Raw genomic sequence first — 24,826 nt, 5'->3', positions numbered from 1 at the left:
AAATCCAAAACCTTAAACCCGAAACTCGCAAACTAACTACTCCTCTTTCTGCCCCATCATCATCAAATATGCTTTTAAAAATTTATCAATGTTTCCGTTCATTACACCATCAACATCGCTAGTTTCATAGCCAGTACGTACGTCTTTCACCAATTTATAAGGTTGCATCACGTAGTTTCTGATTTGGGAACCCCATTCAATCTTCATTTTACCCGCTTCTATGTCTTTTCGTTGTGCTTGCTGTTTTTTGAGTTCAATTTCATACAACTGTGATCGAAGCATTTGCATCGCTCGTTGTCTATTGTCTTGTTGAGAACGTGTTTCCGAACATTGAATTTGGATTCCGGTTGGTTTGTGAACTAATTGAACTTTGGTTTCGACCTTATTTACATTTTGTCCTCCAGCGCCGCTTGAGCGCGAAGTCGTAATTTCAATATCGGCCGGATTGATATCAATCTCAATGCTATCATCTACTAAAGGATACACATAAACAGAAGCAAACGAGGTATGACGCTTGGCATTACTATCAAATGGAGATATTCGTACCAATCGATGCACCCCATTTTCACCTTTCAAATACCCAAAGGAATAGTCGCCTTCAAATTCTAAAGTCACCGTTTTTATTCCGGCAACCTCACCTTCCTGAAAGTTCAGTTCTTTGATTTTATATCCTTCCTTTTCGCCCCACATCATATACATTCTCATGAGCATGGAAGCCCAATCACAACTTTCGGTTCCACCAGCGCCAGCAGTTATCTGAATTACTGCACTCAAACTATCACCTTCATCCGAAAGCATATTTCTAAACTCGAGATTCTCAATATGGGTATTGGTTAATTCATACTGTTCATCGAGTTCTTCTTCGGTAGCATCGCCCTCTTTGAAAAATTCGTAGATAATTTGTAGTTCCTCGGCTAAAGAATTGCCTTTTTCAAAATCTTCGACCCATTTTTTCTTGGACCGTAAGTTTTGAACAATGATTTCTGCCTCCTTTGGATTGTTCCAAAAGTTAGGTGCAAAAGTTTTTTCTTCTTCGTTGGTAATTTCTATTAGCTTGGCATCAATGTCAAAGATACCTCCTCAACGCACCAAGACGCTCCACAATACCTTTTATTTTTTCGGTATTTGTCATAAATTAATGTAATTTTGTGTTTTATTATTTGATTTATCCTGAATTTATTTCAGGAGCTATTCCCGCTGTCCACTGTATCTTTTGTTTTGTGCTTCGACAGGCTCAGCATGACAAAACAAAAGGATGCCGCTACTACCTGCCTGCCGGCAGGCAGGTCGGGGCTAGAATCCACCACAAAAATAGACTAATATTCTTTAAATGGAAATAAATTTAATTAGCGATACCGTAACAAAGCCATCTCCCGAAATGATGCAAGCCATGTTTGAAGCTAAAGTAGGCGATGATGTTTTTAAACAAGACCCAACCGTAAATGAGTTTGAGCGCATTGTGGCCGATTTATTTGGAATGGAAGCCGCCATGTTTTTTCCAACAGGAACAATGGCCAACCAAACAGCGATTAAGCTCAATACAAATCCGGGTGACCAAATCATTTGTGATAAATGGTCGCATATCCATTTGTATGAATCGGGCGGAGCCTCTGCAAATAGTGGCGTTAATTTTAATTTATTGGATGGCAATCGTGGAATCATAACCGCCGAACAAGTGAAAGAAGGGATTAACGATCCCGAGTTTTATCATACACCTATGTCAAAAATGGTGGGGATTGAAAATACTACCAATAAAGGGGGTGGTGCTTGTTACGAAATAGAAGAACTCCAAAAAATAAGACAAGTTTGCACCGATAATAATTTGAAATACCATTTAGACGGTGCCCGTTTGTGGAATGCTTTGATTGCCAAAAAGCAGCAACCAAAACAATTCGGTGATTTATTTGACACTATTTCGGTTTGTTTTTCCAAAGGATTAGGATGTCCCATTGGTTCCGTTTTACTTTCAGATGCTGAAACAATGCATCGTGCTTTACGTATCCGAAAGATTTTTGGAGGCAATATGCGTCAGTCGGGTTATTTGGCGGCAGCCGGAATTTATGCGTTGCAAAACAATATTAATCGATTAGAAGACGACCATCGCAGAGCGAAAGAATTGGGAACACAACTCGAACAATGCGATTGGGTTGCCAAAGTAGAACCGGTAGAAACAAATATTGTGGTGTTCTCGGCACAACCTCATATACAAGATCAACTAGTGATTGAAAAGTTAAAACAAAAAGGGATTTCAATAAGTTTGCTAGCCAAAGGAAAACTAAGAATAGTAACCCATTTAGATTACAGACAAGTAATGCATGAATATGTTTTGGAAGTGTTAGATAAGATAGCTTTTTAAATTATTTTATCTTTTCAATTGTTTCTCTAATTTTTAAAATATCTGCTTGTTGTCTCTCACATGTTTGAACTCCCTCCGGGTACTTGTCTTTTATGAATTCGTTATAATCATCACAGTTTTTGAAAATATTGAATTCTTGATTTTTGATATCCCAAACAACCCCTTTGCCATTTACCATAGAGTTTGCTACTGCTCCACCAGTTGCACCACCCACTCCTCCATAAGCAAACCCTTGTGCCCATTGATTTACTAAAGAGGCCTCGAGATAATAATAATTCTTACCTCCACTTACAACTCGCGTAAAACTATTTGGAAAGTCGTTGGTTTGTGCCCTATCGGTTTTATTTCGGTTTTCTAAAATAGCACTAATCTGAAAGTAAAGATGCCCTTTATAACAAATGGCAAAGACGTTTTTTACCTTTTCATCAGTAGCTTTGTAATAAAAAAAACAATTATCTTCAATCTTAGACAGAACTGGTTTTTCAAAACCATACATACCTTTAGCAACTACTTCATCTGGCGAGCTGATTCTTTCCTTTATAAAATCATCTTTGGTTATGTATATGCCATTGCGACGAAGTTTCAAGGAACCGGCTTCCTCCCGCATTATCCGAAGCTTTTCATTCATTTCCTTTTTTTCTTTTTCTTCAACAGCATGTTGTCTATCTTCATTAGCTTTTTTAACATCATCAGCGGTTTCAACAGATTTATTGGTAAAGATCCTTGACAATTTATCATCTTCTACATATTTTATTTCTTTAATAGCAAGCTCTTTTTCGGTACCTGAAGCTACATCGTTAAAAGTAAATTTACCATTGATTAATCTTAAATTATTGAATACTATTTTTTGATTGTCTGCTAAAGTAATAGTCCCTTTTTTTGCAAGTTCATTTTGGGATAAACAAATCACACTGTTTAATAGTATAATGATGAAGAATATTTTATAATTCATGGTTTTGTAATTAGTATTAATTGTAAAAATATAAAAAAGAACTTATAGTAATGTTAATTTCTAAGTGCATAACTTCCATACTACATGTTGTTTTTATCTTTAATCTATGGTTACTTTTGTTGTGTTAATCATAGAAAGCCAAATGTCAGATTTTTTAAAGCCGCCCAAAGCTACAATTCTTCCGCATTCGTTGGAGAAACACGGTCATGTTCGTGACGACAATTATTATTGGCTCAACAATCGGGAAAATCCTACGGTAATTGAGTATCTTAATCAAGAAAATGAATACTACCACCAATCAACTGCTCACACAAAGGATTTTCAAAAAGATTTGTTTGAAGAGATGAAAGCCCGTATTAAGGAAGATGACGAGTCGGTTCCCTATTTCTATAACGGTTATTACTATATCACCCGATTTGAAAAAGGAAAAGATTATCCCATTCATTCTAGAAAAAAAGGAAATTTACAAGCTAAGGAAGAAATCCTTTTTGATTGCAACAAAATGGCACAAGGGCATGCTTATTTTAACTTATCGGGATTGAGCATAAGCGAAGATAATATTTGGGCAAGTTTTGGTATAGATACAGTATCAAGACGCCAATATACCATTCAAATCAAAAATTTAGTTACGGGTGAAATTCTTCCTATAAAGCTAGAAAATACTGCTGGTGGCGCCACATGGGCAAGTGATAACAAAACCTTATTTTATTCTAGAAAAGATGAAGTTACGCTTCGAGCCGATAAAATTTATAAACATAAAATTGGTACAACTGTTGAAGATGATACCTTAGTTTATTTTGAAAAAGACGACACTTTTGATGTTTCTGTCTATAAATCGAAATCAAAAAAATACATAATTATCAATTCTAGCAGTACGCTAACTACCGAATACCAAACGGTTTTAGCGGAAACGCCAGATGCTAAATTCAAAGTTTTTCAAAAGAGAACTCGTGGGTTAGAATATTCGATTTCGCACTTTGGTAATCACTTTTATATTGTTACTAACAAAGACAAAGCGACCAATTTTAAGCTAATGAAAACTCCTGAAAATGCAACATCAAAGGAAAATTGGGTGGATGTAATTGCTCACAGAGAAGATGTTTTGTTGGAAGATATTGATATTTTCAAAGATTATCTAGTGGTTTCTGAACGTGCTGACGGTTTGAATAAAATCAGAATTATGCCTTGGGGTGGAGAAGGAGAATACTATTTGCCTTTTGAAAGCGAAACCTATATGGCATATACGACCACCAATCTCGATTTTGATACTGAAATTCTTCGTTATGGTTACCAATCATTAGCCACACCACCTTCGGTTATTGATTTTAATATGAAAAACAAAGAAAAAACCATATTGAAAGAACAAGAAGTTTTGTCCCGAGATTTCGATAGTAAATTTGATAAGAATAATTATCAAGAAGAAAGAATTTGGGCTACCGCAACTGATGGAACGAAAGTGCCCATTTCTATGGTTTATCGAAAAGGAATGAAAAAGGAAGGAGCAACACCAACTTTATTATACGGCTATGGATCTTATGGAGTGACGATGGATTGTCATTTTTCTTCTGTTCGATTATCGCTTTTGGACAGGGGATTTATTTTTGCCATTGCTCACATTCGAGGTGGTGAAGATTTAGGACGACAATGGTATGATGATGGAAAATTATTGAAAAAGAAAAACACCTTTACCGATTTTATTGATTGTTCTAAGTTTTTAATATCCGAAAAATATACTTCACCTAACCATTTGTATGCAGAAGGTGGTTCGGCTGGAGGATTATTAATGGGAGCTATTGTAAATATTTCCCCAGAATTATACCATGGCGTGATTGCACAAGTGCCTTTTGTGGATGTGGTAACGACAATGTTAGACGATACCATTCCATTGACTACCGGTGAATATGACGAATGGGGAAATCCAAATGCAAAAAAATATTATGATTATATGCTTTCCTATTCACCCTATGACAATGTAAAGGCACAAAGCTATCCCAATATGTATATTGCAACTGGTTTGCATGATCCGCAGGTACAATATTGGGAACCAGCAAAATGGGTTGCTAAATTAAGAGTTTTGAAAACCGATAATAATCAATTATATTTGGATACCAATATGGATGCTGGTCATGGTGGTGCGTCGGGAAGGTTTGAAGCCATTAAGGAAATCGCTAAAGAATACAGTTTTTTAATAGATTTAGAAGGAATAAAAAGATAGTTTAAAATTTTTTTTATTAAATTTGCAAAGTTTTGGAGTTTCTATTTGAAGTCTCCTTGATATTGCTTGACTAAATTATTTTATGAAAGAAGATATAAAAGCTCACGATAATGTACTAAGCCTAATTGGCAATACACCTCTGATTAGACTTAACAAAATCACAGAATCTTTACCAGGAAATTTTTATGCCAAGGTTGAAGCTTTCAACCCAGGACATTCTACCAAAGACAGAATTGCATTATATATTATAGAAGAAGCAGAAAAACAAGGTATTCTTTCTCCTGGAGACACTATTATTGAGACTACTTCGGGTAATACGGGCTTTAGTCTAGCAATGGTAAGTATCATAAAAGGGTATAACTGTATTTTAGCGGTTAGTTCAAAATCTTCTAAAGATAAGATTGACATGTTACGTAGTATGGGTGCAAAAGTATATGTTTGTCCAGCACATGTTTCTGCTGATGACGAACGTTCCTACTATAACGTAGCAAAACGTTTACACGAAGAAACTAAAGGTTCAGTATACATTAATCAGTATTTTAATCAATTGAATATTGATGCGCATTATAAATCAACAGGTCCAGAAATTTGGGACCAAACCAACGGGAAAATTACACATTTAATTGCGTGTAGCGGAACAGGTGGAACGATATCGGGAGCAGCAAAGTTTTTAAAAGAGAAAAATCCAAATATTAGAATTTTAGGAGTAGATGCTTTTGGTTCGGTATTGAAAAAATACCACGAAACTAAAGAGTTTGATGCCAATGAAATCTATCCCTATAGAATAGAAGGATTGGGAAAAAACCTCATTCCAACGGCTACCGATTTTGACTTAATCGATCATTTCATGAAAGTTACTGATGAGGAAAGCGCTCACACGACGAGAGAGATTGTTAAAAGAGAAGGTTTATTTGTAGGGTATACTTCGGGTGCTGTTATGCAAGCTATCAAACAATATGCAGAAGAAGGTGAATTCAACGAAAACAGTAATGTTATTGCCATTTTTCCTGATCACGGTTCGCGTTATATGAGCAAAGTATTTAGCGATGACTGGATGAACGAACAAGGTTTCTTTGACAGCATCAATGCTGAAGAAGTTCAAAAAGTAGAATTTATTAAGTAATCATATCATACTTGTCAGATAATAAAAAACTCCAAATAATTTTGGAGTTTTTTATTTATATAATATGACAATTATTCCTCCATTGTATGATACACATTCATTACGTCATCATCTTCTTCAATTTTTTCTAACAATTTTTCTACATCAGCTACTTGAGTTTCGGTAAGTTCTTTGATAATTTGAGGAATTCTTTCAAAACCAGAAGATAATATTTCAATGCCACGATTTTCTAATTCTTTTTGAATGGCTCCAAAACTTTCAAAAGGAGCATAGATTAGGATGTCTTCTTCATCGGCAAAAATTTCTTCGGCGCCAAAATCGATGAACTCCAATTCCATTTCCTCTATGTCGATATTCTTATTTGAAATTCGGAAATTACACGTATGGTCAAACATAAACTCAACCGAACCTTGAGTTCCTAGAGTTCCGTTACATTTATTAAAATAACTTCGAATATTGGCAACTGTTCTGTTGTTATTATCAGTAGCGGTTTCAATAAGTATTGCAATTCCATGCGGTGCATAGCCTTCAAACAATACTTCTTTATAGTTGGCCGTATCTTTGTCAGTAGCTTTTTTAATAGCACGTTCAACATTGTCTTTTGGCATGTTTGCTGCTTTGGCATTTTGGATGACAGCACGTAACCGCGAGTTAGCTTCCGGATTTGGTCCGCCTTCTTTAACTGCCATTACGATATCTTTTCCAATACGCGTAAACGCTTTGGCCATGGCTGCCCAACGTTTCATTTTTCTTCCTTTTCTAAATTCGAAAGCTCTTCCCATTTCTAATAACAATTTTATTCATTTGGTGACCAATTTGGTTTCGGGTGTTGCAAAAATACTTCTTTCAATGACATTATCAAAAATCAAATACTAATTTAATCAACAGGTACATGACTGGAAATAAAATTCTCACCAACGTTATTCCAATTTGTCAAAATATTATTTTTTTCTTCAAAATTAGCTTTATTCAGTTTATTGTAATTGTCAATTTCTTTATTAACTTGTTTTACCATGGTATTAAAGTTGTCTATTTCTTCTTTACTTCTGTCTTTTTCTTTTTTAGCTTCTAACGTTTTTTTAGCATTGTCAAATTTTTCGTTAAACATAATAAAATCAACTATTTTCGGGACATATTGCTGTGCTTCTTTTTTATGATACTCTAGTGCTTTTTTTGTAATTGTAATCATTGATGAATCGCCTTTGTATGGTTTGATGGTTTTCAGTTTTTCCAAACCTTCATCGGAATATTGTATTAAAGAATTTGAGTTTTGTTGTATGGCACTAAAGTCTTTTTTTTCTATAGCTTTTGAGAGACTGGTATCTGTGAAATTTACTTTAAAAAAAATCAAATATAAAGAAGTGTGGTAATCAAAAACTTCATTAGAAAGTTTGATTTTCTCACCTAATTCCGAATTTCCTTCCGTAATAGTTATGTTGTATTTTAGTGCAAATGATTTGAATGCATTATCTACTTTTTCATTTTCGGAATCTAACTTTTCATTTATTAAATCACGCATCAGTAAATACGCTTCCATGTCATCATATGATTGTTCTGCCACTTCCTGCATATTGATTAACTTTTCGTATTCTTCATTAATGTTAATCTTGCAAATGTCGAGATATTGCAACACTTGATTTTTATACTCAACATCGCCTTTATAACCATCTTTAAGTATATTGATTTTCTTTTGTGCAGCTTCAATACTTTTTATTAATTGTTTTCGAGTATTATCGATGCGTCTTGCGCTTTTTGAATGTGCAACGGCAGTCGTATATTTCCAAGTGCTTTTAGAAATTAGACCCTGCTCTTTTTCGATATAGGTTAAATACTCTTCAGCTGATTTGAATTCTTGAGCTATCAAGTTTGCACTCATAGCAAAAAATAAAATTATAAGGTTTCTTACTTTCATGGATTATTTATTTAAATCAATTATTATATTCATTGCTTCAACAACTGGAAAATTAGATTTTAATGCTTTAATTTTTTCAGTATTGCTGCTTTTTAAAAATTCATCAAATTCTTGGTATTCAATATCTACCGTATTTCGATCTATTTTTATGGGATACTCTTTTTCGGATAGATTTTTAATGTCAGACCAAAGCGCATTCATTTTATTTACTTCAGTAAATACAGTGTCAAATTCGAGTAGAATAGGAGTTAAAGGACCTTCATATAATTTATCAATTTTTTCATTCAGTTCTTCAATTAATTTTGCATCGATATTAGAACGTAATCTCTTTTTACTGTTTTCAATAATTTCAGATTTTAATGGATTTGAAAATGGTGTAAAACGAGAAACACCTTCGATAACTTCATTCTTTAATGCAGTTTTGCTGTCACTTTCTCTTGGCATTTGACCATCAAAAAGCATTCGAATGGTAACATCGGGAGTAATTCCGACGGTCTGATTCGACTTTCCTGTTATTCTGTAAAACTCTTCGATGGTTAATTTTACAAATTCATTTGGAGTATCTTCATGGCTTAAGGGAAAAATACGTTGCATTGATGCTTTTCCATAAGATTGTGTTCCAATAACAATACCTCTATCATAATCTTGCATAGCATTGGCAAAAAATTCGCTTGCTGAAGCTGAAAAACCATTAATAATTACTATTAATGGACCAACATAAACACTTCCCCTATTTGGATCTTTCAGTGTTTGTGTTTTTCCTTTTTGATCATTCATAATAGCCACTGGACCTGCATCAATAAATGCCCCGGATAATTTTACAGCTTCATCCATCGAGCCACCTCCGTTGTTTTGTAAATCAATGATTAATCCCTCGATTTTATCTTCTTGTAGTTTGTATATTTCTCTTGTGACATCTTCACTCATATTGGTTTTACCATTTTCAAATTTGGCATAAAAACTTGGAATTCGAATATAGCCAATCTTTTTGTTATCCTTTTCTAAGAGGTAGCTGTATACATTATTCTCATAATCTTTCATGACTTTTTTAGTCAGATTGACACTATATTGTTCGCCACTTTTTTTGCGTAAGGTAAATTCAACATTTTTATATTCACTCGAGTTAAATACAACTTCAACTTTTTGCATTGAAGAACATCCTATATCGTATTCTTCATCCAAATATTTAATTTTTATAATCTGATCCCCATTATCAATTTTTTCAGTAGAATAAGCAGCACTTCCTGGTATAACTTCATCAACAATAATTTCATCCTTTTCATTTATAGATACCATCATGCCAAAAGTGAGATTGTCAGCACTAACGGCGGATAAAAAACTCGATTTGTCGCTTTCGGAAAAATATTCAGTGTGAGGGTCAAAATAGTTGCAAAAAGAACTAAAAAAATTTGAATTAAACTCTTGTTGCGTCAATTGAAAGCTTGCAGCTTTACAAGAAAACATATCAAAGACTTTGGCTTTAGACAGCTTTGATATTTTGTCAAAATTAGTCAGTAAAGAGTCTTTGTTTTTGCTTGTTTCTGAAATGTCTTTTAGAATTTGAAAAAGAATTCTTTTTTTGTATAACTTTTTAAGCTCAATTTCGTCTTTAACATAAGGAAATGCTTTTTTGGAAAACCGCATGGTTTCTGCGCTTTTATAAATATAAGGTTCTTTTTTAATGTCTTCAATTATTGCAGAGTATCTTTTGATTGCTGAAGTGTGTGCAGTATAAAAATCTGTTAAAAATTCACAGTTTGCTTCACGAATATAATCATCAATCTTGTATTTGTGCTTTTTTAAAAAGTTTATTTCTATTTCAGTAAATAAACGGTTATCATCATCTAAAGTCTTTAAAAAAGCATCAAAAACAGTAGCCGACAAACTGTCATCAACTGCTTTTGGTCTGTAATGTTGTTGCTGTATAAGAAAATTAATTTTTGTTAGCGTTTCACAAGGATTTTTCTCCTTTTGGCTTACTACCATAAGAGGAAACAACAGAACTAATATTAGTGATTTTTTAAACAAATGATGTAGTGAATTAATTTCAATATCAATTTCAATATCAATTTCAAGGTCAATTTAAAAAGTTGTTTACTACCTTATCATTGCCATTGAAATTGTCATTGTTATGATCTACTTTTTATAAAAAGGCATTTTTACCACTTTGGCTGCAACTTGATTGTTTCGGATTTGAATAAAAATTTCGCTGTCAATTGCTGAAAATTCAGTTTTCACATAGCCCATTCCAATTCCTTTCCCTAAAGATGGTGCCATTGTTCCCGAAGTTACAATTCCGAGATTGTTGCCATCAGCATCTACAATTTCATAATCGTGTCTTGGAATACCTCTTTCTGTAAGTTCAAATCCAACTAGTTTTCGTGTAACTCCCGCTTCTTTTTGTTTTTTTAGGTTTTCAGAATTGGTAAAGTCTTTATTGAATTTGGTAATCCAACCCAATCCAGCTTCTAACGGAGAAGTAGTGTCATTAATATCATTTCCATATAAGCAAAATCCCATTTCCAAACGCAACGTATCACGAGCCGCCAATCCAACAGGTTTTATTCCGAATGCCTTACCAGCTTCAAAAACGTTGTTCCAAACTTGCTCCACATCGGAGTTTTTGCAATAAATCTCAAATCCACCCGAACCAGTATACCCTGTAGCCGAAATGATGACATGTTCAATTCCGGCAAAGTCAGCCACCTCAAAGTGATAATATTTGATGGCTGATAAATCAATAGAAGTTAAAGATTGCATGGCTTCAACTGCTTTTGGACCTTGAATGGCAAGCAAAGAATAATCATCAGAAATATTCTTCATATCAACTCCCAAATCATTGTGAGACGAAATCCATTTCCAATCTTTGTCAATATTTGAAGCGTTCACGACCAATAAATATTGGTTTTCTTTCATTCGGTAAACAATTAAATCATCGACAATTCCGCCATCATTATTGGGTAAACAAGAATATTGTGCCCGACCAATTTCTAAAACCGATGCATCATTAGAAGTTACTTTTTGAAGCAATGCCAATGCATTTTCACCACTTAGTAAAAATTCACCCATGTGAGACACATCAAAAACGCCAACACCATTTCTGACAATTTCGTGTTCGGCATTTACACCTTCATATTGAACTGGCATATTGTAGCCGGCAAATGGAACCATTTTTGCTCCTAAACTTTCGTGTACGTGTGTTAACGCTGTATTTTTCATTTCAATTGTATGGTTTTAAACTTGGAATTTGGATTTTTTAATTTGGAATTTAGTAAGTTTATTTTCTAACGAATGGTGGTAATAATTTACTTGAAACTTCACCAAATCCTAGTCGAACCGTGCTGTTTTGACAATATCCTTTCATAATTACAGTATCGTTATCATTGATGAATTTACGCTCAGAGCCATCGTTCATTTTAATTGGATTTTTGCCGCCCCAAGTTAGTTCAAGCATCGAACCAAAACTATCCGGAGTTGGACCAGAAATAGTTCCAGAACCCATCATGTCACCAGAATTTACCCGACAACCATTTGAGGTATGATGCGCTAATTGTTGTGACATCGTCCAATACATATATTTGAAATTAGATTTAGAAACTAATGAAGGCGCTACGTTTTCAGGTTCGATATATACTTCCAAATTAATGTCGTAGGTATGTTTTCCTTTTTGTTGCAAGTAGGGAAGTGGCATTGGTTCTTGAATAGGACCTTTGGTTTTGAAAGGTTCTAAAGCATCCATGGTTACTATCCATGGTGAAATCGAGGAAGCAAAGTTTTTAGCTAAGAATGGACCAAGCGGCACATATTCCCACTTTTGAATATCACGAGCACTCCAATCGTTTAGCAATACCATTCCAAAAATATAATCTTCTGCTTCATTAATCGCTATGTTTTCCCCCATAATGTTAGCATCTGTTGTGATGAAAGCAGTTTCTAATTCAAAATCAACTAATCTTGACGGACCAAATACGGGTGTGCTTTCGCCATTAGGTAAGGTTTGTCCCATCGGACGATGTACCGGAATTCCAGAAGGCACAATAGTGGAGCTTCTTCCGTGGTATCCAACCGGAATGTGAAGCCAGTTGGGTAATAATGCATTTTCGGGGTCGCGGAACATTTTACCTAAGTTGGTAGCATGTTCTTTACTGGAATAGAAATCAGTGTAATCGCCAATTAAAACAGGTAGTTGCATTTCTACATCTTCCATTTTGAAGATTATAATGTCTCTGTGTTCTTTATTATCTCTAAGTTTAGGATTGTTACTATCGAAAATATCACCAATTCGGCTACGAACCAATCGCCAAGTCTTTTTTCCGTCAGAGATAAAATCATTCAAAGTGTCTTGCATGAACATATCATCCGTTAGTTCAATTCCTTCGAAATAATGTAGTTGCTGTAAAGCTCCCAAATCGATAGCGTAATCACCAATTCGAGTCCCAATAGTGATAACATCTTCTTTGGTTAAAAAAACACCAAATGGAATATTTTGAATAGGGAAGTCACTGTTATCAGGAACAGTAACCCATGATTTTCGTTTCGGATTGTTGGTCTCTAAAGGCATGATATGATCTTTAAGTTTGTTGAAAAATTAAGTAATCAAATATATCATTTCCTATTAATTTACCAAACCATTTTTGTAATTTTGAGCACAATTAATCGAAATAATTTCAAATGCAACGCGACAAACAAATTTTTGACCTTATTCTTGAGGAACAAGACAGACAAATTCACGGAATTGAACTAATAGCATCAGAGAACTTTGTGAGCGACCAGGTAATGGAAGCCGCAGGTTCTGTACTTACTAATAAATATGCCGAAGGCTACCCTGGAAAAAGATATTATGGTGGATGTGAAGTAGTAGATGTCATTGAACAAATTGCGATTGATAGGGCGGCAGCACTTTTTGGTGCCGAATATGTAAACGTTCAGCCACATTCAGGTTCGCAAGCTAATACGGCAGTTTTTGCGGCTTGTTTAAAACCGGGTGATAAAATATTAGGATTTGATTTGTCTCATGGAGGTCATTTAACTCATGGATCGCCGGTTAATTTTTCAGGAAAATTATATACACCATCATTTTATGGTGTTGAAAAAGAAACGGGAGTTTTGAACTATGATACAATTCAAGAAATTGCAACTAAAGAACAACCTAAAATGATTATTGCCGGAGCTTCTGCCTATTCTCGTGATATGGATTTTAAACGTTTTCGGGAAATTGCCGATAGCGTCGGAGCACTTTTATTAGCTGATATTTCACATCCTTCGGGTTTAATCGCCAAAGGTTTAATGAATGATCCAATGCCGCATTGCCATATTGTTACGTCGACAACACATAAAACATTACGTGGACCAAGAGGTGGTATCATTATGATGGGCAAAGATTTTGAAAACCCATGGGGATTAACCACTCCAAAAGGCGAAATCAGAATGATGTCACATGTTTTGGATATGGCTGTTTTTCCAGGAAATCAAGGCGGACCATTGGAACACATTATTGCAGCAAAAGCCATTGCTTTTGGAGAAGCGTTGTCAGATGAGTTTTTTACGTATCAAATGCAGGTACAAAAAAATGCTAGATCTATGGCGCAAGCTTTCGTAAAAAGAGGCTATCATTTAATCTCCGGCGGAACGGATAATCACATGATGTTGATTGATTTGCGCAACAAAGGAATTTCTGGTAAAGATGCCGAAATTGCTTTAGGTAAAGCCGAAATCACCGTGAATAAAAACATGGTGCCCTTTGATGATAAATCGCCATTCGTGACATCTGGAATTCGAGTTGGAACTCCAGCAATCACTACTCGCGGTTTGGTAGAAAGCGATATGGAAACTATTGTTGATTTAATTGACAGAGTACTTTTAAATGCTACTAACGATGAAGTATTAGAGGAAATTGCCGACGAAGTAAACGACATGATGAGCGAAAGAGCCATTTTTGTTTACTAAATTTATAAAATAATACTATTCAAAACCTTCAGAAGCTACTTTTGAAGGTTTTTTTAATAACAAATAAAATGGGAGTTTTACGTTTAGAATTACCAACCGATCCAAGATGGGTTAACATCGTAGAGAAAAATATTGAAGAAATTCTAACTGATCATGCGTGGTGCGAACAAAAAGCAGCAACCAATGCCATAACGATTATTACCAATAACTCAGAACACGAAGATTTAGTTACCGATTTGTTGGCTTTGGCTAAAGAAGAGTTAGATCATTTTGAACAAGTGCATGACATCATCAAAAAACGTGGATTAAAGTTAGGCCGTGAACGCAAAGATGATTATGTAAACGAATTAGCACAATACATGAAACGAAGTAATACTGGGAGTAGAGTTTCCGGATTGGTAGAACGTTTGCTTTTTTCTGCCATGATTGAAGCCAGAAGTTGTGAGCGTTTTAAAGTGTTGTCCGAAAATATTCAAGACGAAGAATTATCAAAATTCTATAGAGAGTTAATGGAAAGCGAAGCCGGACATTATGCCACTTTTATCACGTATGCCCGAAAATATGGCAAAGGAATCGATGTCGAAAAACGCTGGCGCGAATGGATTGCGTTTGAAGCGCAAGTCATTGCTAATTATGGAAACAAAGAAACGATTCACGGGTAATTTCTACAACAATACTGTTGATAAATTCTTTTTTAAAATCGGGTCAATTTCTATATGTAAATTCTATATTTGAAACAATTGAATTTTAGTAAAATGAGAATTGAAACCGACATAAAATTAGGCTTTAAAGACGTGATGATTCGCCCAAAACGTTCCACATTAAACAGTAGAGCGCAAGTGAGTTTGGAGCGTGAATTTAAATTTCTTCACAGTACACTTACGTGGACAGGAATTCCCATAATGGCTGCCAATATGGATACGGTTGGGACATTCGAAATGGCTTTAGCTCTTGCCAAAGAAAAACTATTTACTGCCATCCACAAACACTATACAGTTCAACAATGGAATGATTTTATCAAATCGGCTCCAAGCGATATTTGTGATTATATTGCGGTAAGTACTGGAACTGGAAAGAACGACTTCAAAAGAATTGCCGAAATATTCGAACACAATCCAGAACTAAAATTTATTTGTATCGATGTTGCCAACGGCTATTCTGAACACTTTGTTGAATTTTTGCGTCAAGCACGAAAACAGTATCCCAATAAGATTATTATTGCTGGAAATGTAGTTACTGGCGAAATGGTGGAAGAACTGCTTTTGGAAGGTGCCGATATCGTAAAAGTGGGAATCGGACCAGGTTCGGTTTGTACAACAAGAGTTAAAACAGGTGTTGGTTATCCGCAACTTTCTGCTATTATTGAGTGCGCCGATGCAGCTCACGGACTTGGCGGACATATTATTAGCGATGGTGGTTGTTCCACTCCAGGTGATATAGCTAAAGCTTTTGGTGCAAGCGCTGATTTCGTAATGCTAGGCGGAATGCTTGCTGGTCATAATGAAAGTGGTGGTGAAATGATTGAAATTAACGGTGAAAAGTTCAAGCAATTTTACGGAATGAGTTCCGAAACTGCCATGAAAAAACACGTTGGAGGTGTAGCCGAATATCGAGCCAGCGAAGGGAAAACAGTACAAGTTCCGTTTAAAGGAGATGTGATTGAAACCCTTCATGATATTTTAGGTGGAATACGAAGTACGTGTACTTATGTTGGTGCTTCTAAACTTAAAGAATTGACTAAAAGAACTACTTTTATCCGAGTTGTAGAGCAGGAAAATAGAGTGTTTACGAAATAGTTTTTTCTAATGCAATTTCGGGATATAAAAATCTTGACCACAGATTACTTCGTCAATTCGCTTCGCTTATGTCGCAGATTAAAAGAATTATTAATCTGTGAATCTGTGGCTATTTTTAAACTTTAACAACCAAATCGTACTTTTCCAAAAGTCCTTTCAATCCATCCGTTGAGAAAATAGCTTTTTTAAGTTTATTTTTTTCTGGATCAATCGAATAATCATAACTGGTATAAAAATCAGTTTTATTAGCAATCGTATCAATAAATACGGCTCTTCTTAGATTGCAATTATCAAAAACGGATTCCGTTAAATCGCTTGCCATAAAATCAACTGAAATCATACTGCAATTGATAAATTGCATTTTTTTTAGCTTCAATGCATAGAATTTGGCATAATCTAACAAACAATCTTTAAAGTGAAATTCATAAATTACTTGGTCGGTCATGGCAAAGTTTACATTGGTGAAATTGCAACCCGTAAACTGAACACCACGTAACGAAACATAATTGATTTTGGTGTCTTTAAAATTACAATCAAAGAAATTGCAGTCTACAAAAGAAACCGATTGAAACGTACAATCTGTAAAATCGCAATTGTGAAAAGTACATTTTTCATACTCTTTGTATTTAATAGCAGCTTCTAAAAAGAAGATGTCTTCAAATTTTTCGTCAAGTATATAATCGGAATGCATAACTAGTTAGTTTAAGCCTGCAAAACTAAACATTTCAGTAATTACTTTAACTAAAAATTAATAGTCGTTCCAACACGATTATAAAGTTTATATACTAATTTTATACACTATGGAAAAAAGTATCAAAAAAGGATTTTTATTCAAAAAATACGAAGCACCTTTTCAATCTCCCTTTGATAAACTATTTGAAATTTTTAAAGAGTTAATTACGCATACTTCGGGGGATTTTGATGAAGCTATTGATTGGTTACGGCAATTGGATGTTGAATATAAACTCACCGATTCCAGTTATACCATCGACGACTTTATTGAAGATTTAAAGAAAAAAGGATACATCCGCGAGGAACTGAAAGGCGATGGAACTTCTGGAACTGGAATTACTGCAAAAACAGAAAGAGCCATTCGTCAAGCTGCATTAGACCAAATTTTCGGAAATTTAAATAAGTCAGGAAGCGGCAATCACAAAACGAAACACTCTGGAAACGGCGACGAACAAATGGGCGAATTTAGAAACTACCATTTTGGCGACAGCTTAGAAAGTATTTCATTAACCGAAAGTTTAAGAAACGCTCAAATCAATAATGGAACGGAAGAGTTTATACTTACCGAAAATGATTTGGTCGTTGAAGAATCAAAATTCAAAGCCCAAATGAGTACGGTGTTAATGATTGACATCAGCCACAGTATGATTTTATATGGAGAAGATAGAATTACTCCAGCCAAAAAAGTAGCCATGGCTTTGGCAGAATTAATTACTACACGATATCCGAAAGACACCATTGATATTTTAGTTTTTGGAAACGATACTTGGCCAATTTCTATAAAAGATTTACCTTATTTAAAAGTAGGACCTTATCATACCAATACCGTAGCTGGACTTCAATTAGCAATGGATATGTTGCGCAGAAAACGCAATACTAATAAACAAATTTTCATGATAACCGATGGAAAACCTAGTTGTATTCGAGAAAAAGACGGAACGTATTATATGAATAGTAACGGTTTAGACGAATATATTGTAGAACAATGCTACAATCAAGCGGCTCAAGCCAGAAAATTGCACATTCCGATTACGACATTCATGATTGCTAATGATCCGTATTTGCAGAAATTCGTTAATCGTTTTACCGAAGCCAATCAAGGAAAAGCCTTTTATACCGGACTGAAAGGATTAGGTGAAATGATTTTTGAAGATTATGAAAATAATAGAAAAAAGAAAATAAAGTAGTCGTTGGGCGTTTCCCGCTGCTGCGGGTCGGGCTATTCGTTCCAATCTTTTTATTGTTTTGTCACATCGAGCGCAGTCGAGATGTTTTTTCTAAAACAATAAAAAGGATTTCCACTGCTATCCCTAACGCAAACTAAATAATAAATTACATATCAATGTCAATATCAATATCAATGTCAATGTCAATGTCAAAAATAAATTTCAAGAATCAATATCAAGAATAAAATTAAATACTTTGCGGTTAAATTAAAAAACATGAAAATAGAAAACATAACAACATTAGCAGAATTAAAAAAGTCAGGATACATTTCAAGAAGTATCAAAGACGAATTGAGAGATAATCTTCGGGAAAAAATCAAATCGGGTAAACCAACGTTTGAAGGTGTGCACGGATTTGAAAATACGGTTATACCCGAATTAGAACGCGCCATTTTATCTCGACATAACATTAATTTACTGGGACTTCGTGGGCAAGCTAAGACAAGACTGGCTCGAAAAATGACTGAGCTCTTAGACGAATATATTCCAGTAGTAGAAGGTTCAGAAATAAATGATGATCCACTAAATCCAATTTCTCGTTTTGCCAAAGATTTAATTGCAGAGAATGGCGATGCTACACCCATTTCCTGGCTGCACAGAAGCGAACGTTTTTCAGAAAAATTAGCGACTCCCGATGTAACTGTTGCCGACTTAATAGGCGACGTCGACCCAATCAAAGCGGCTAATTTAAAGTTGTCGTACGCCGATGACCGAGTGATTCATTTCGGAATGATTCCACGAGCGAACCGGTGCATTTTTGTCATCAACGAATTACCCGATTTACAAGCCCGAATTCAAGTCTCTTTATTTAACATCTTGCAAGAAGGCGATATACAAATTCGGGGTTTCAAGTTGCGAATGCCCTTGGATATGCAATTTGTATTTACAGCCAATCCAGAAGATTATACTAACCGTGGGAGTATTGTAACGCCTTTGAAAGATAGAATTGGTTCTCAAATCTTGACTCATTATCCCGAAAATATTGCTGTGGCCAGAACCATAACACATCAAGAAGCTAAATTGGACAAACTGCAATCGGAAACGGTTTATGTGCCTTCTCTAGCAAAAGATTTATTAGAGCAAATTTCCTTTGAAGCACGTGAAAGTGAATATATAGATAATAAAAGTGGTGTAAGTGCCAGAATGACCATTACTGCCTACGAGAATTTATTGAGTACTGCCGAAAGACGTGTTTTGAAAGCAGGAAATGATAGTACTTCAGTTAGATTATCTGATTTTATGGGCATCATTCCAGCTATCACAGGAAAAGTCGAATTGGTTTATGAAGGCGAACAAGAAGGTGCAGCAGTCGTTGCGCAACATTTAATTGGAGATGCAATTCATACGTTTTTTCCAGCTTATTTTCCAAAGATTGAAAAGCTAGAAAAAGATATTGATGCCAGTCCGTACGCTAAAATACTTGAATGGTTTTTTTCAGAAACTGGTTTTGAATTGTTAGACGATGCTTCGGATGAAGAGTATAAAAAACAACTCGATGCGATTCAACCCTTAGAAGATTTAATTCAAAAATACCAACCTGAAATTCCATTGGCAGAAAAATATTTCTTGAAAGAGTTTGTGCTTTGGGGATTGGTAGAATATGATAAATTGAGTAAGGATAGGGTAGAAGTGGGCTATCAGTTTAAGGATTTGTATAGTAGTTATGTTAATAAGTTGTAATTGGTTCAACTCGCAACATCCATCAAAGCTTCGCTTTTCAATATAATGGATTTTGCTTCGCAACATCCATCAAAGCTCCGCTTTTCAATATAATGGATTTTGCTTCGCAACATCCATCAAAGCTCCGCTTTGAAAATAAAATCAACAAAAAAACGCTCAAGCAAGCTTGGCGTTTTCTCTTATGATTTTATTTATCCGTGACCTCGACTGGATTCAAACCAGTAACCTCTTGAGCCGTAATCAAGTGCGCTATTCAGTTGCGCCACGAGGCCTTTAATTTTTTACCAAATTCTCCTACTGATTGGTTAACAGTGCGCTATTCTCCCGATACTTCGGGAGCGCCACGAGGCCTTTTTTGTGGGTGCAAATATAGCTAATACTATCAAACTAGCAAATGATTATTTAAAATTTATTTTGATTCATCCAATGCTCGTGTCGTTACATAATAACGCCATCCAATAATAGCAATTTGCCATTTTTTGGCTTTTGATAAATCCAATTGCTGTTTGGTGAAACTGGGTAAGAGTACTTTATTGAGTTTAGCTAGAGTTTTGTACACCATACTAGGATTTCGTAAATACAAACTGTTTTCCGCCTTGGTTGAGTATCATTTTCTTTTCGGAAGGTACAAATTCTAGAAGTATACCTGCTCTTTTATATTCGAATTTATCCTTTGTAATAGCATTTAACGGAAACGCAGATTGACCTGTTGCCTGAGCCATCATGGTAACATTGTCTTTGGTAATCGTGATTTTTAACGGAAATTCGGGGCTAGAATATTCCCCTAAATAAACATCTAAATCTTTTGTAGTCAGCGCTATTTTGTTTTCTATCTTATCAACTATGCTTTCGTTATAGAGGATTCTTTTAATTTCATCGATTGGTATTTTGGTAGTTTGAGTAAGGTTGTTTTGTAAAATGATGATTGTTTTATCCTCTGTCAAAAAGCGTGAAATCGCTGTGAGATATCCTGCCCAACTTCCGGTATGACTCACTGATTTTCCATATTTCACATGTTGACTTATGCCCCAACCAAAACCATAATTAGTGTTTTTGCCGTCTAAGGTTTTAATCGAACTAAAAATGAGTTGCTTGTCTGAATCGTTTACTAGTTGCGTTCCATAAAGTGCTCTGTCCCATTTTAATAAATCGTCAAGGTTAGAATTTACCATGCCATCGCCTACAATTCCGTCAAGGTAATAGGTAAAGAATTCTTTTCCAAAAGTATCGGGTTTTACTTTATTGTTTTTTTCGTCTAGTACATAACCATTTGCATAATTTGGAATCACTTCGGGTTGATAACGACTGCGATACACTTGGGTGTTATTCATTTGTAAAGGTTTGAAAATAGTGGCTTTCAAGTAATCGCCAAACGATTGTTTTGAGACTTTCTCAATTATAAGTCCAAGTAGCGCATAACCTGTGTTGCTGTATTCATACTTTTCGTTAGGTTGAAATAGTACTTTTGGTTTGTGTGTGGCAAAAAGCGTAACAATATCTTGATTTACAGCAATTTTTGATTTGTCCCAATGTTCCGTAAAAAGTTCCATATAATCGGGTAAACCACCTGTATGATGTAATAGGTTTCTTATGGTTATTCCTTCATAAAAACTCAATTCAGGAATGTATTTTTTTATAGCATCATCAAATGATAGTTTTCCTTGTTTTTGAAGTAAAACAATACCCATAGCCGTAAATTGTTTCGAAACGGACGCTAATTCAAAAACAGTTTCGGGATTCAGTTTTCTTTGGGTTTCTTCCTCTGCATAACCATAACTCTTTTTGAAGAGTACGATACCTTTTTCAGCTACCAAAACGTTTCCATTAAATGCCTTTTGATTACTGTAAGCGGTTAATAAACTGTCGATTCTACTTGCTTTGTCTTGAGCGTGTGCAAACATGAAGAATAAAGTGAAGAAGCAAAGAAGTACTGTTTTTTTCATCTTGTATTTTTTTTTCAAATATAGTAAAGTTGAGTCTAAAAAAAATCCGCTTTGCAGCGGATTTAGTTTATGCTTTCTGATTTTTTAAACTCGATTTCGCTTTTTTAAGCTCTTTTTTGACGTCTTCGAGTTCTTTTTTGGCTTTTTCTAATTCATCATTATATTCTTTATTAGGCTGCGTTCTTTGACTTTTTATTAAGTTATCTATTTGCTCCTGCATTTTTTTCATTTGCTCTTGAATTTCGAAATTATTATTATTACTTAAAGGCAAATGATCTTTTTGATACGAATCCATTTTATGGTTCTCTTTGATTTTATCTATTTCTTCTTTCGTATAATCATCGCCACCTTCAATCACATTGCCATCTTGAATGACCAAAGGTTTTTTGCCGTCTTTTTGAATGAAGATTTTTGAACTTGATTGACCAAAAGAACTCCCATTCGGAAATTCAAAATGATATTGTTGACCAGGTAAACCGTCTTCGTTACCATTGAATTGAAAGCCTTTCATAATGTCATTTGGATTAAAACCGTTTGCTAAAGTATTTCCAAACATGAAATCAGCGTTGCTAGGCTCTCCAAAACCTACTTCATCATTTTGCTTGAATACTTTTATAATTGGAATTGGTTTTTGACTATTGTAGCTTAATGATCCTTTTGTTCCCGTTGTGGATTCAAAAGAAATATCAATTGTTGTAATTTCTTTTTTGTCATTGCGCTTCACATTACTGTATGTAATGGTTACACCATGTTCTTTTAGCGCTTTTATGTCATCATTCATTTCAGTTTCTGGAGTGTTAGCGTTCCAAGTCATATAAATGCTGTCATTTTCTTTGTATTCTTGCGAAAAGATGGTTGTACTAAATACAGCAAAGAATAATAAGGTATACAAGATTTTACTTTTCATAATACTAAAAATTAAAAATAGTTATATATAAATTTTGTAAGTGACAAACTTAAAATGTATGGTAATTATTTAAAAATGGTTTTACACTATTTTAACACTATTGATTGTTTTTTTTCAGAGCCGCTTTTTCTTTTTCTAATTCAGCTTTTGCTCTAATCAGTTCTTCTTTCGCTTTTATCATTTCTTCTTTTGCCTGAATCATTTCAGCTTTGGCTCTTTCCATTTCTGGTTTGGAAGCGTCGATTTCACGTCTGGCTCTATCCATTTCGGGTTTGGCTTTTTCCATTTCATCTTGTACTTTTTTCCAATTCCCGTTAGCAATTCTAATTTGCCTTTCCATCATTGGCTTCATTCTTTTCATCTGAATATTTGCATTTTTCATAGCATCTGCTTTAATTTTTGCTATATTTTGACCATTGATAATGATTTCATTTCGGTCTCCATCAGAAGAAGATGAATTGTCATTAATATATAAATTCTTCAACGTTTCTTGTATGGTTTTGTCATCTGTAATTACTTTTCCGTTAATAATAACTAATGTCTTATCACCATTTTTTCTAACTATTACTTTTGAGATTTTATCATTCATCTCAACTACTTCTGAAGCATCTGGAACTTCAGCAATTTCAGGAGCTTCTGGCGCTTCTGGTAATTCAGGAACTTCAGGAGCTTCCATATCAAAATCAAAATTGAAATCAAATTTACTGGTTACATCAAGACTGTCAGCAACATTTACAGCATAGACAGCTTCGTTATTATTTGCCGTATAAATGCCATGTCTTTTTCTGTCAACCATATTTCTTATGGCACTGATTTCATCATCGGTAACATGTTTCACGCCAAAATCATACATCCCATTTTCAAGTCTATTGGTATAAATAAAGATTTTATCTATAGGTGTTCTTTGGTTAATTTTCAATTCTTTTTTTCTGCCATCCTCGCATTTCATTTTGATGCAAATTCCAGTGATGTCACCAGCGGAATTTCTTTTTATTTTAGAAATTTCGGTTACAATTTTTTCCTCAGTAAAAACATTTTTTAATGTCTTTAAACTTTTGTCGGTTTCTTTTGAGTCAAAAGTAATATCAACGCCTTCATGTGTTTCCGTGATGTTATTTTTAGTTATTTCTTCTTTTTGTTGCGCAATGGTCTTAATTTGAAACAATAAGACAAAGCCAATTAATGCCGGAATAATAAGGGCATACTTCCATGAATTTCTTTTGTGAGACTGATTTTTGTTTAACATAACGATTCGTTTTTTGATTAATGACCTGCCTGCCGGCAGGCACGGTTGATAAAAATTATTGGTTATTGATAAGCAGCTTTGATGAGAAACTACTTTTAGTAAAGCTTTTTGATACGATTTTTTATCTTCTAATTGTTTGATGGCTTTTTGGTCGGCGATGTATTCTAAATTTTGAGTTATTGCTTTTTTGTATAGCCAAACAAATGGATTAAACCAAAACACTATGCAGAATAATTTGACAACTAAAACATCTACGGAATGCTTCTCCTGGCTGTGAATTTTTTCGTGTAATAAGATGCTTTGCAGTTCATCAGTTGAATACAAATCAGCGTTGTAAACAATATAGTTAAAGAACGAAAATGGCACTATATTTTCATTTAAATTAACTAGTTTAAAGTTCTCTTTTTTACAAACTTGCTGTTGATAAAGCATTCGATATAGTGAACATAGATTTAATAGTATTTTGATAACTAAAACGCAAAATACAATGGCATAACTAACCCAAATAAATTGCAGCCAATCAAATGCTTCGGCAGCAGAAACATCTTGAATTTTTTTAGTAGAAACTTGCGAATAGACAACCAAATCTTCCATAGATATTTTTGGCTTTTCTACCAGTATAATTTTCTTGATAAAGAAAAACGGTAATAGGAGCGAAGTGAATAATCCAAATAACAGAAACCAACGATTACTGTTGAAAAACGTTTCTTTTCGAACCAAAAAAAGATAGGCCAAATAGAAAACAGCAATCAATCCGCTGGATTTTAAAAGATAAATGAATATTGGTTCCAT

At 34.6% G+C, this 24,826-nt stretch carries 20 protein-coding genes and 1 tRNA gene; 8 read left to right on the top strand and 13 right to left on the bottom strand.

The window, feature by feature from the left end:
- Positions 1-36 precede the first annotated feature (36 nt).
- Positions 37-1,132, bottom strand: a protein-coding gene (gene prfB, locus ACIQ2L_RS09530; RefSeq protein WP_396158150.1) for a peptide chain release factor 2 whose coding sequence is annotated in 2 segments (ribosomal slippage) — positions 37-1,068 and positions 1,070-1,132 — 1,095 coding nt in all. Because the reading frame shifts where the segments join, the coding sequence is not laid out codon by codon here.
- Positions 1,133-1,330: 198 nt separating this feature from the next.
- Between prfB and ACIQ2L_RS09525 the strand changes: the two genes are divergently transcribed.
- Complete coding sequence (locus tag ACIQ2L_RS09525) at positions 1,331-2,356, top strand: threonine aldolase family protein (protein ID WP_396158148.1); 1,026 nt, start codon at positions 1,331-1,333, stop codon at positions 2,354-2,356.
- A 1-nt stretch (position 2,357) separates the two neighbouring features.
- Here ACIQ2L_RS09525 and ACIQ2L_RS09520 read toward each other — a convergent pair whose 3' ends face one another.
- Positions 2,358-3,308, bottom strand: a complete 951-nt coding sequence (locus ACIQ2L_RS09520; RefSeq protein ID WP_396158146.1) for a hypothetical protein — start codon at positions 3,306-3,308, stop codon at positions 2,358-2,360.
- Between the two features lie 142 nt (positions 3,309-3,450).
- Between ACIQ2L_RS09520 and ACIQ2L_RS09515 the strand changes: the two genes are divergently transcribed.
- Both ACIQ2L_RS09515 and ACIQ2L_RS09510 read left to right on the top strand, forming a co-directional pair.
- The gene (locus ACIQ2L_RS09515; RefSeq protein ID WP_396158144.1) at positions 3,451-5,523 is read left to right on the top strand and encodes a S9 family peptidase; all 2,073 of its coding nucleotides are present in this window, start codon (positions 3,451-3,453) and stop codon (positions 5,521-5,523) included.
- 82 nt (positions 5,524-5,605) lie between these two features.
- Entirely contained in the window at positions 5,606-6,646 is a 1,041-nt protein-coding gene (locus ACIQ2L_RS09510; protein WP_396158142.1) for a PLP-dependent cysteine synthase family protein, read from the top strand.
- Between the two features lie 71 nt (positions 6,647-6,717).
- Here the strand turns inward: ACIQ2L_RS09510 and ACIQ2L_RS09505 are convergent, their stop codons facing one another.
- The 5 genes from ACIQ2L_RS09505 to fahA all read right to left on the bottom strand — a co-directional run bounded on the left by ACIQ2L_RS09505 (position 6,718) and on the right by fahA (position 13,119).
- Entirely contained in the window at positions 6,718-7,428 is a 711-nt protein-coding gene (locus ACIQ2L_RS09505; RefSeq protein WP_396158140.1) for a YebC/PmpR family DNA-binding transcriptional regulator, read from the bottom strand.
- Positions 7,429-7,523: 95 nt separating this feature from the next.
- On the bottom strand, positions 7,524-8,558 hold the full coding sequence (locus tag ACIQ2L_RS09500) for a hypothetical protein (protein WP_396158138.1): 1,035 nt from the start codon (positions 8,556-8,558) through the stop codon (positions 7,524-7,526).
- Positions 8,559-8,561: 3 nt separating this feature from the next.
- Entirely contained in the window at positions 8,562-10,544 is a 1,983-nt protein-coding gene (locus ACIQ2L_RS09495; protein ID WP_396158136.1) for a S41 family peptidase, read from the bottom strand.
- A 150-nt stretch (positions 10,545-10,694) separates the two neighbouring features.
- Positions 10,695-11,777 carry a glycine cleavage system aminomethyltransferase GcvT gene (gene gcvT / locus ACIQ2L_RS09490; RefSeq protein ID WP_396158134.1) on the bottom strand — a complete coding sequence of 361 codons (1,083 nt, stop codon included), beginning with the start codon at positions 11,775-11,777 and terminating at the stop codon, positions 10,695-10,697.
- 58 nt (positions 11,778-11,835) lie between these two features.
- Positions 11,836-13,119, bottom strand: coding sequence for a fumarylacetoacetase (fahA, locus tag ACIQ2L_RS09485; RefSeq protein ID WP_396158132.1), 1,284 nt, complete (start codon positions 13,117-13,119; stop codon positions 11,836-11,838).
- Positions 13,120-13,229: 110 nt separating this feature from the next.
- Between fahA and glyA the strand changes: the two genes are divergently transcribed.
- From glyA to ACIQ2L_RS09470, 3 genes are all read left to right on the top strand, one after another.
- On the top strand, positions 13,230-14,504 hold the full coding sequence (glyA, locus tag ACIQ2L_RS09480; RefSeq protein WP_396158130.1) for a serine hydroxymethyltransferase: 1,275 nt from the start codon (positions 13,230-13,232) through the stop codon (positions 14,502-14,504).
- A 68-nt stretch (positions 14,505-14,572) separates the two neighbouring features.
- Positions 14,573-15,166, top strand: a complete 594-nt coding sequence (locus tag ACIQ2L_RS09475) for a tRNA-(ms[2]io[6]A)-hydroxylase (protein ID WP_396158128.1) — start codon at positions 14,573-14,575, stop codon at positions 15,164-15,166.
- Between the two features lie 93 nt (positions 15,167-15,259).
- Positions 15,260-16,300: a GMP reductase gene (locus ACIQ2L_RS09470; protein ID WP_396158126.1), complete on the top strand. Its 1,041-nt coding sequence runs from the start codon at positions 15,260-15,262 to the stop codon at positions 16,298-16,300.
- Positions 16,301-16,415: 115 nt separating this feature from the next.
- Here ACIQ2L_RS09470 and ACIQ2L_RS09465 read toward each other — a convergent pair whose 3' ends face one another.
- Complete coding sequence (locus ACIQ2L_RS09465; protein ID WP_396158124.1) at positions 16,416-16,991, bottom strand: pentapeptide repeat-containing protein; 576 nt, start codon at positions 16,989-16,991, stop codon at positions 16,416-16,418.
- A 109-nt stretch (positions 16,992-17,100) separates the two neighbouring features.
- On the opposite strand from ACIQ2L_RS09465, the gene ACIQ2L_RS09460 reads away from it, so the two are divergent.
- Positions 17,101-18,219, top strand: coding sequence for a VWA domain-containing protein (locus tag ACIQ2L_RS09460; protein ID WP_396158122.1), 1,119 nt, complete (start codon positions 17,101-17,103; stop codon positions 18,217-18,219).
- 255 nt (positions 18,220-18,474) lie between these two features.
- Positions 18,475-19,938 carry a magnesium chelatase gene (locus ACIQ2L_RS09455; protein ID WP_396158120.1) on the top strand — a complete coding sequence of 488 codons (1,464 nt, stop codon included), beginning with the start codon at positions 18,475-18,477 and terminating at the stop codon, positions 19,936-19,938.
- Positions 19,939-20,136: 198 nt separating this feature from the next.
- On the opposite strand, the gene ACIQ2L_RS09450 is transcribed toward ACIQ2L_RS09455, so the two are convergent.
- From ACIQ2L_RS09450 to ACIQ2L_RS09430, 5 genes are all read right to left on the bottom strand, one after another.
- A tRNA-Arg gene (locus ACIQ2L_RS09450) sits at positions 20,137-20,210 on the bottom strand.
- Positions 20,211-20,347: 137 nt separating this feature from the next.
- Positions 20,348-20,497 (bottom strand): SsrA-binding protein, encoded by a 150-nt coding sequence (locus tag ACIQ2L_RS09445; RefSeq protein WP_396158170.1) that lies wholly within the window; start codon positions 20,495-20,497, stop codon positions 20,348-20,350.
- 4 nt (positions 20,498-20,501) lie between these two features.
- A complete protein-coding gene (locus ACIQ2L_RS09440) occupies positions 20,502-21,881 on the bottom strand; it encodes a serine hydrolase domain-containing protein (protein WP_396158118.1) in 1,380 nt (459 codons plus the stop codon).
- Positions 21,882-21,948: 67 nt separating this feature from the next.
- Positions 21,949-22,788, bottom strand: coding sequence for a hypothetical protein (locus ACIQ2L_RS09435; protein ID WP_396158116.1), 840 nt, complete (start codon positions 22,786-22,788; stop codon positions 21,949-21,951).
- A 97-nt stretch (positions 22,789-22,885) separates the two neighbouring features.
- Positions 22,886-24,826 (bottom strand): M56 family metallopeptidase, encoded by a 1,941-nt coding sequence (locus ACIQ2L_RS09430; RefSeq protein ID WP_396158114.1) that lies wholly within the window; start codon positions 24,824-24,826, stop codon positions 22,886-22,888.

The sequence above is a fragment of the Flavobacterium sp. genome (assembly GCF_044369455.1).
Lineage (GTDB): Bacteria > Bacteroidota > Bacteroidia > Flavobacteriales > Flavobacteriaceae > Flavobacterium.
This window is presented reverse-complemented; position numbering and strand designations above follow the sequence as displayed.